Source organism: Phyllobacterium sp. P5_D12 (assembly GCF_054049495.1).
The window spans coordinates 1-982 of the sequence record NZ_JBFUMG010000996.1 but is presented as its reverse complement, the minus strand read 5'-3'; the positions used below and the strand labels follow the sequence as shown (position 1 = coordinate 982).

1 protein-coding gene is annotated in these 982 nt (G+C 56.5%); it reads left to right on the top strand.

Features of this window, described 5'->3' with window-relative positions:
• The first annotated feature begins 200 nt into the window (after window positions 1-200).
• Complete coding sequence (locus tag ACXJ5O_RS28240; RefSeq protein ID WP_457302800.1) at window positions 201-932, top strand: sensor histidine kinase; 732 nt, start codon at window positions 201-203, stop codon at window positions 930-932.
• The last annotated feature ends 50 nt before the right edge of the window (window positions 933-982 follow it).

Genomic DNA, 982 nt, shown 5'->3' with positions numbered 1-982 from the left:
AGCCTGGGCGGTGCGGACAAGCTCCCAGCACCTGCCACCATATCCGAAAGCACTGTGGTGTCTGCAGCGGGGTATGGGAGTGTCAAAAGTCGATTGGCCGTGAGAGGTTCCATTTGCTCCGTGTGTGAAACAAGTGCTTTCCCCGCATTTGGATCGAGTGGGCCACTTTAGGGTGCGCTGTTGATCCGAGGAGTACGCAAATGCACGATCCCCTGCCGATTGACGCTCGCCTGTGCGCGACATTCTTGGCTCATGAGGTGAATAAATCCGCCTCTGCTGTTCTTATCAACGCGGAAGCTGCCTTACGCTGGCTGGATAAGGGCCCCGCTGATGTCATGCGCGCACAAAAGTCTCTTCGACTCTTGATCCGCAACACGGAGCGTACATGCGAAATCATCAGCCGATTCCGGGACCCGTCGTGGCTTCTGCGTTCAGACCGTGAAGCGGTCAATGTCAATGACATCGCAAATGGCACCCTGTCGCTGATGTTTTCCGAAATTGCAGATGCCAGCATCCGGGTCGAGAGAGATTTCTGCCAGAGCCTCCAGCTCATTTCGGCGGATCGCGCACAGCTGGAACACGTCTTCACGAATTTGATCGCGAATAGCATCGACGCTATTCGCGCGACGCGGTGGCGAGCGGGATATCTGCGGGTAGGCACTTATCAGGTCGACCAAGGAGGAGTGTTGATAGCGATCGAGGACTCCGGCGAGCCAATACCGGCTCACCACGTGGATCACGTTTTTGACCTCCTACATACGACCAAGCCGTATGGATCGGGGGTTGGTCTGGCTATCTCCCGAGCAATCATAGACAATCACGGTGGACGCATCTGGGCCCGAAGAAATGATTGGGGTGAGGGAAGCACATTCCGCATGATCTTGCCGGGTGTCGGCCATGCCTCAGCAGAAGCGGCGGATGACGAATCATGAGCCCACTAACGGCGGTCTATTTTGGCGCAGGACGTCCACGATGAGTCGTC

Bases quoted from the DNA above. Each gene is read 5' to 3' on its own strand.
- ACXJ5O_RS28240 (WP_457302800.1), top strand. From the start codon at position 201: ATGCACGATCCCCTGCCGATTGACGCTCGCCTGTGCGCGACATTCTTG.